General features: G+C 63.7%; 8 protein-coding genes. 5 read left to right on the top strand and 3 right to left on the bottom strand.

All coding sequences use genetic code 11. From position 1 onward, the window contains the following. Positions 1 to 168: 168 nt before the first annotated feature. Positions 169 to 582, bottom strand: a complete 414-nt coding sequence (locus IEW98_RS12165) for a hypothetical protein (protein WP_243450735.1) — start codon at positions 580 to 582, stop codon at positions 169 to 171. Positions 583 to 675: 93 nt separating this feature from the next. Here IEW98_RS12165 and IEW98_RS12160 point away from each other — a divergent pair, with 93 nt between their 5' ends. Next, on the top strand, positions 676 to 1,041 hold the full coding sequence (locus IEW98_RS12160; RefSeq protein WP_188763224.1) for a hypothetical protein: 366 nt from the start codon (positions 676 to 678) through the stop codon (positions 1,039 to 1,041). A 142-nt stretch (positions 1,042 to 1,183) separates the two neighbouring features. After that, positions 1,184 to 2,854 (top strand): N-acyl-D-amino-acid deacylase family protein, encoded by a 1,671-nt coding sequence (locus IEW98_RS12155; RefSeq protein ID WP_243450734.1) that lies wholly within the window; start codon positions 1,184 to 1,186, stop codon positions 2,852 to 2,854. A 106-nt stretch (positions 2,855 to 2,960) separates the two neighbouring features. Here IEW98_RS12155 and IEW98_RS12150 read toward each other — a convergent pair whose 3' ends face one another. Further along, positions 2,961 to 3,575, bottom strand: a complete 615-nt coding sequence (locus IEW98_RS12150; RefSeq protein ID WP_188763222.1) for an HAD family hydrolase — start codon at positions 3,573 to 3,575, stop codon at positions 2,961 to 2,963. 37 nt (positions 3,576 to 3,612) lie between these two features. Continuing rightward, positions 3,613 to 3,738, bottom strand: a complete 126-nt coding sequence (gene ykgO / locus IEW98_RS12145; RefSeq protein ID WP_152578011.1) for a type B 50S ribosomal protein L36 — start codon at positions 3,736 to 3,738, stop codon at positions 3,613 to 3,615. Between the two features lie 199 nt (positions 3,739 to 3,937). Between ykgO and IEW98_RS12140 the strand changes: the two genes are divergently transcribed. The 3 genes from IEW98_RS12140 to IEW98_RS12130 are packed head-to-tail and all read left to right on the top strand — an operon-like array spanning position 3,938 to position 6,301. Further along, on the top strand, positions 3,938 to 4,543 hold the full coding sequence (locus tag IEW98_RS12140; RefSeq protein ID WP_188763221.1) for a DUF4136 domain-containing protein: 606 nt from the start codon (positions 3,938 to 3,940) through the stop codon (positions 4,541 to 4,543). Then, the gene (locus tag IEW98_RS12135) at positions 4,540 to 5,673 is read left to right on the top strand and encodes a M14 family metallopeptidase (protein WP_188763220.1); all 1,134 of its coding nucleotides are present in this window, start codon (positions 4,540 to 4,542) and stop codon (positions 5,671 to 5,673) included. Before IEW98_RS12140 ends, IEW98_RS12135 begins: the two co-directional genes overlap by 4 nt. Positions 5,674 to 5,707: 34 nt before the next feature. Beyond that, positions 5,708 to 6,301, top strand: a complete 594-nt coding sequence (locus IEW98_RS12130; RefSeq protein WP_188763219.1) for a DUF4136 domain-containing protein — start codon at positions 5,708 to 5,710, stop codon at positions 6,299 to 6,301. Positions 6,302 to 6,339: the final 38 nt, after the last annotated feature.

Raw genomic sequence — 6,339 nt, 5'->3', positions numbered from 1 at the left:
GTCGTCCAACCAAAACTCGCCTGCCATGCCGCGCTCCCGATGCCTCGGAAGCTTGAATCACACCTCAGACCAGATGTGAATCCTGTTTATGGGTCCCAGCCCTAGGGCGACGTCCGAAAACGGAAAGTCGACAGTCAGCTTTTTGGGTTAGCGCCATAAGAAAGCCTCCTAAGTGCGAACGAGCGTGAATCCGCGCTCCGTCACCATCACACTCCCCTCGACGAGCAGTTCGTCGGTCAGCTCTTTGGTAGTGGCTACGCCAGTGACTATAATCTGCGACCAGTCCGGGTAGTGCTCTTGGACGTTCCAGATCGACCGCAGTATTGCCCCAAGCGCCTCTCCACCTTCCGGGGTGAATACAGCACTCCCAGCATCAAGATCGGACTGCTTATCAAACCACCTACGATTCTTGGCGCTTTTCACAATCCAAACTGCGCCTGCCGCTTGCGCGTGAAAGGCCATGTCGAAGATGATGCAGACTTCCATGCCAGCAATGTGCTCGATGGGCGGGCGGTTCGCAATAGCAGGTATCAGGCTGGCCGATCGTCTCCGGGGACAACGAAAAGTGGGCGCTTCGGTCATTCCAAACGATCGGCGTCGGAGTGGCTTAACGGGAGTGGAAGCTGCCGTTTATGGCTCGTAAAAGATGCTACCCTTGTTTGGCGAAGAACGGACTTGATCGATGCCGATCCGGCACCCATCTTCGACCGACATTATGGGGGCTTCGCTATTCCAAACCGAAGCGGAGACGCCGATGGTGAATTCTCGCGTGAGCCGCGACATTACCTTTTCAGCGGCTTTCTCTTTCGTCGCGGCATAGGCGTGGCGCGTCGCGAAAAAACCCCGAACGTCTTCTGGACATCGGGGATCACGACCATGGATCAGAAAGCAGTAGAACGGCATCTGTGCGACAGTCGGCGAATTTGCGAATATATGCAATTCGGCGAAAGTAGTCGTTGCAGAGTTCGGGTCAGCAACGGCATGATCGCGATTTTCCAGGCGTTGCTTGGTTCGGAAAGAGCGAATTGTTCGCGGTGCTGATTGAAGGGGTTTGGGGCAGAGGCCCTAACCGCCGAAGGCTCTGCGTCAGAAGGAACTGGGTCTAGGGTCGAGCCCGGGATGACAGTCATTTTGAGACGCGCTAGCCTGCTTCCGAACAGGGGAGCGGGTTATGCGCATTTTAATGAGTCTGCTGCTTGGGGCTGCGGCGCCGGCTTTGGCGCTGACGCCGGCGTTGCCGCCGACTGTGCTGGCGAATGGCGTGATTTATGACGGGTCGGGCGGGGCGCCGTATCCGGGCTGGGTGGCGATTTCGGGCGACCGGATCAGTGCGATGGGCTCGGGGGCGCCGCCGCGTGAGGGGCGGATCATCGATGTGAAGGGCCAGGCGATCGCGCCGGGGTTCGTCAACATGTTGTCATGGGCGACCGAGAGTTTGATCGCCGATGGGCGGGCGCAGAGCGATATTCGGCAGGGGGTGACGCTCGAGGTGATGGGCGAGGGCAATTCGATGGGGCCGCTCAACCCCGAGATGAAGCGGCTGGCGGCGCTGCGGCAGGACGATATCAAGTTTCCGATCAGCTGGACCACCTTGGGCGAGTATATCAACATGCTCGAGAAGAAAGGCATTGCGCCCAATGTCGCGAGTTTCGTCGGGGCGACGACGGTGCGGGTGCATGAGCTCGGCGAAAAGGATATCGACCCGACCCCGGCGCAGCTCGAGCGGATGAAAAAGCTCGTTCGGCAGGCGATGAACGAGGGCGCGGTCGGGCTGGGCAGCTCGATGATCTATGCGCCGGCGGCGTATGCCGAGACGCCCGAACTGATCGCGCTGGCGACCGAGAGCGCCAAATGTGGCGGCATGTACATCAGCCATATGCGGTCGGAGGGCGACCGGATCGAGGCGGCGGTCGACGAGTTGATCGAGATCGCGCGCAAGTCGGGCGGGCCGGCTGAGATTTATCATTTGAAGATGTCGGGCAAGCAGAACTGGGGCAAGCTCGACACGATCATCGGCAAGATCGAGGCGGCGCGAGCGGGCGGCGTGCGGATTACCGCCGACATGTATAATTATACCGCGGGGGCGACGGGGCTGGATGCCGCGATGCCGTTGTGGGTGCAGGATGGCGGGCTCGAGGCGTGGATTGAGCGGCTGAAGGACCCGGTGCTGCGCGCGAAGGTCAAGGCCGAGATGTTGTCGGACGATGTGCCGTGGGAGAATCTGGCCAAGCGCGCCGGATCGCCCGAGAATGTGCTGCTGTTAGGCTTCAAGAATCCCAAACTGAAGCCGCTGGCGGGCAAGACCCTCGGCGAGGTGTCGCGGATGCGGGGGACGTCGCCCGAGGATACCGCGATCGACCTCGTCATCGAGGACGGGACGCGGGTTGGGACGGCGTATTTCCTGATGGATGAGGCGAATGTGAAGCGCCAGATCGGGCTGCCGTGGATGAGCTTCGGCTCGGATGCGGGGGCGCCTTCGGCCGAGGGGGTGTTCCTTTTGTCGCGGGATCATCCGCGGGCTTATGGGAATGTGGCGCGGTTGCTGGGGAAATATGTGCGCGAGGAGAAGGCGACGACGTTGCCAGAGGCGATCCGGCGGTTGACGTCGTTGCCGGTGTCGAATTTGGGGATTGTGGATCGGGGGACGCTGAAGCCGGGGTATTTTGCGGATGTTGTGGTGTTCGATCCGGCGACGATTGCGGATCATGCGACGTTCGATAAGCCGGCGCAATATGCGACGGGGGTGGCACAGGTGTTTGTGAATGGTGTGCAGGTTTTGCGGGATGGGGAGCCGACGGGGGCGGCGGCGGGAAGGTTTGTAAAGGGGGCTGGGGCTGGGAAGTGTAAGGTTTGAGGGTTCGAGCGAGGCATGTTGCGAGCTTCGGTTTTTGCTGGCTGGATTGGACCCCCACCCCGCTCGGCGCAGGCGCCCAGTCGCCCTCCCCGCAAGGGGGAGGGAGTTAGGGGAGCAGGCCTTCTGCGGCGAGGCGTTGGCGGAGGCGGGCGGCGCCTGTGAAGTGGTGGCCGGGGAAGCCGTTTGCGGCGCCAGCGCGGATGTTTTCGGGGCGGTCGTCGATGAACAGCCCAGCGCCGGGGGCGAGGTTGAAGCGCTTGAGCGCGAGCTGGTAGATGGCGGCTTCGGGTTTGAAGAGTTGTTCGGTTCCGGAGACGACGATGTCCTCGAAGTGATCGAAGATCGGCGCGGTGGGGCGGAACATGGCCCAGAATTCGGCGGAGAAGTTGGTGATGCCGAACAGCGGCACGCCGGCGTCGGCGAGTTCGGCGACGAGGTCGAGCATGCCGGGCATCGGGCCACTGATGGTTTCGAGCCAGCGCGGCACATAGGCGGCGATGAGATCGGCTTCAGCGGGGTATTGGGCCGTCAGCTCGGCGGTGGTTTCGGCGTGGGGCCGGCCGCGATCGTGCTGGAAATGCCATTCGGGGGTAACGACGTGCGTCAGGAACCAGTCGAGCCGCCGGGGGTCGCTGATCAGCTTTGCATAGAGATTTCGGATGTCCCAGCCGTATAGGACGTTACCGACATCGAAGACGACTGCACTTACGGGGGCGCTCATCGTCGGCGCACCCCTTTTGGCTCCTGGGAGCCGGCTTTCAGCCCTGGCGGGCTTTGAAGCGGCGGTTGGTCTTGTTGATGACGTAGGTGCGGCCGTGGCGGCGCACGACCTGGCAATCGCGGTGGCGATTCTTCAGCGACTTGAGGCTGTTGCGGACCTTCATGGGAAATCTCTGGTAATATTGGGCTGGGACAAGAGCGGGCTGGCTAGGGAAAGCAGCGGGGGAAGTCAATGGAAATACGATTCCGAGGTTGGAGCGAGGACGGGCCGCTTGCGACTTGCGAAGGACATCGGGTCGTGCCACCGGAGGCAGGCTTTGGGCGTTAATGGTTTCGGTGGCAGATGCCACGAAAGGATGCGGGATGCGCTGCAATTTTAATCGGTTCGCGGTTTTGGCGGCAGGGCTGGCGATCGCCGCCTGCACCACCGGGCCTGCCCCGACCGAAGTAACCCGGTTCCACCTGGGAACGCCGATTCCCAAGGACAGCATCATGCTGGTGCCGCCGGCGGGAACGGCGGCGTTCGGGCTGGAGCAGCAGGCCTATGCGGCGGCGGTGGGCAACGAGCTGGCAGCGGCGGGCTTCCGGCCGGTCATCAACGATCCGCGCAGCGCCTATATCGGGGTGCTCAAGGTGACGCAGGAGGTGCGGCCGGGGCTGCCCAAGCCATCGCCATTCCGAATCGGCATCGGCGGCGGGACCGGCGGTTATAGCGGCGGCGTCGGCGGCGGCGTCAGCCTGCCGGTGGGCGGCTCGCGGACCGGCGATGTGCGGGTCAATGAAGTGTCGTTGCAGATCAAGCGGCGGTCGGACGAGACGATGATCTGGGAGGGCCGCGCCACCAATGCGGCGCCGGCGGACGTGCCGGCCTCCAACCTGGCGACGGCGGTGCCGGGGCTGGCCAAGGCGCTGATGGCGAATTTCCCGGGCGCGTCGGGGCAGACCGTCCAGGTCAAGAGCCCGAAATGATCGAAGTCGACGCGGCGTTCGACTCGGGGAATATCGTCGTTCGCCGCTGTGCGGGGCCGGACGATATCGAGCTGTCGATCGCCAAGGACGCGCATTCCGACTTTTACCAGTGGTTTCACTTTCGCCTGAGCGGGGCGAAGGGCGTGCCGTGTACGATCCGGATCACCGGGCTGGCGGGAAGTGCCTATCCGGGTGGTTGGCCGAACTATCGTGCGGCGTTGTCGAGCGACCGGGTCCGGTGGACGCGGGCGGATGCGAGCTATGATGCGGCGGCGGGCGAGGGCACGCTGACGATCACGCTGACGCCGGCGGGTGATTCGGTGTGGCTGGCGTATTTTGCGCCTTATTCGATGGAGCGGCACCATGACCTGGTGGCGCGGATTGCGAGCGAGCCGGGCGTGCGCGCCGATGTGTTGGGGCGGAGCCTCGATGGCCAGTCGATCGACCGGTTGCGGATCGGCGAGGGGCCCTTGCAGGTCTGGCTTTATGCCCGCCAGCATCCCGGCGAGAGCATGGCCGAATGGTGGATGGAGGGGGCGCTTGAGCGGCTGGTCGATGCGGCGGATCCTGTGGCCCGGGTGCTGCGCGCGAAGGCGACGTTCCATGTCGTGCCGAACATGAACCCCGATGGGTCGCGGCGCGGGCATTTGCGGACCAATGCGGCGGGGGTGAACCTCAACCGCGAATGGGCCGGGCCGACGGCGGAGAAGTCGCCCGAAGTGCTGTGCGTGTTGACGGCGATGCAGGAAACGGGCGTCGATTTCGCGATGGATGTCCACGGTGACGAGGCGATCCCGCAGGTGTTCATTGCCGGATTCGAGGGAATCCCGTCGATCACCGAGCGGCAGATGGCGTTGCTGACCGATTACAAGGCGCGGTTGGAGCGGTTGTCGGCCGATTTCCAGACGAAGGTGGGCTATCCGCCGGCGCCGGCGGGGCGGGCCAATCTGACGATGAGCACGAATGCGCTGGCGGAGCGGTTCGGGTGCCTGGCGATGACACTCGAGATGCCGTTCAAAGATAATGACGATCTGCCCGATGCCGTGGCGGGCTGGTCGCCGGAGCGGAGCAAGGCGCTGGGTCGCGATTGCCTGGCGGCGCTGGTGGAAGTGGTCGGGGATCTGCGCTAGAAGTCGACTACGGCATGATTTGGGGAGATCGGCGATGCGGGCAATGCTGGTGGCGGCGACTTTGGCGTTGGTGACGGCAGGCGGTTGCGCCACCGGGCCGCAGGTGCGGGCGCTGTCGCAGCCGAGTACCGATTTCAGCCAATACAAGACGTTCGGTTTTGCCAGTCCGCTGGGCACCGACCAGGGCGGCTACCAGAGCATCGTCTCGCAGACCCTGAAGGCCGCCGCACGGCGCGAGCTCGAAGCGCGCGGGCTGACCTATGCGGCGGCCAATCCGCAGTTGATCGTGAACTTCAATGCCGTGCTCGCCGACAAGATGCGGGTGTCGTCGGCGCCGGTACCGATGGCGCCGATCGGCATGGGTTATGGCGGGCGCGGTTATTATGGCTATCGCGCCGGCCTGTATGCGCCCTGGCCGCTGTACCGGGACCAGACGACGGTGACGCAGTACAAGGAGGGCACGCTGAATATCGACATCGCCGATGCAGCGAAGAAGCAGCTGGTCTGGGAAGGCGTGGTCGTCACCACCGTGACGCAAAAGATGTACGACAACCCGGCCGCCAGCATCGATGCGCTGGTGACGGCGGGGTTTGCCAAATTCCCGGTTCCGGGGCCGGCGGCGAAGTAAGCCTGTCGGTTTTGGCCGTTCCCCCGGATAGCATGGGC

It is taken from the genome of Sandarakinorhabdus glacialis (assembly GCF_014643455.1).
GTDB classification, from domain to species: Bacteria; Pseudomonadota; Alphaproteobacteria; order Sphingomonadales; family Sphingomonadaceae; genus Sandarakinorhabdus; species Sandarakinorhabdus glacialis.
The sequence above is the reverse complement of the archived record's forward strand: the minus strand, read 5'-3'. Positions and strand labels throughout refer to the sequence as shown.

Bases quoted from the DNA above. Each gene is read 5' to 3' on its own strand.
- IEW98_RS12135 (WP_188763220.1), top strand. From the start codon at position 4,540: ATGATCGAAGTCGACGCGGCGTTCGACTCGGGGAATATCGTCGTTCGC.
- IEW98_RS12140 (WP_188763221.1), top strand. From the start codon at position 3,938: ATGCGCTGCAATTTTAATCGGTTCGCGGTTTTGGCGGCAGGGCTGGCG.
- IEW98_RS12165 (WP_243450735.1), bottom strand. From the start codon at position 582: ATGACCGAAGCGCCCACTTTTCGTTGTCCCCGGAGACGATCGGCCAGC.
- IEW98_RS12130 (WP_188763219.1), top strand. From the start codon at position 5,708: ATGCGGGCAATGCTGGTGGCGGCGACTTTGGCGTTGGTGACGGCAGGC.
- IEW98_RS12155 (WP_243450734.1), top strand. From the start codon at position 1,184: ATGAGTCTGCTGCTTGGGGCTGCGGCGCCGGCTTTGGCGCTGACGCCG.
- ykgO (WP_152578011.1), bottom strand. From the start codon at position 3,738: ATGAAGGTCCGCAACAGCCTCAAGTCGCTGAAGAATCGCCACCGCGAT.
- IEW98_RS12150 (WP_188763222.1), bottom strand. From the start codon at position 3,575: ATGAGCGCCCCCGTAAGTGCAGTCGTCTTCGATGTCGGTAACGTCCTA.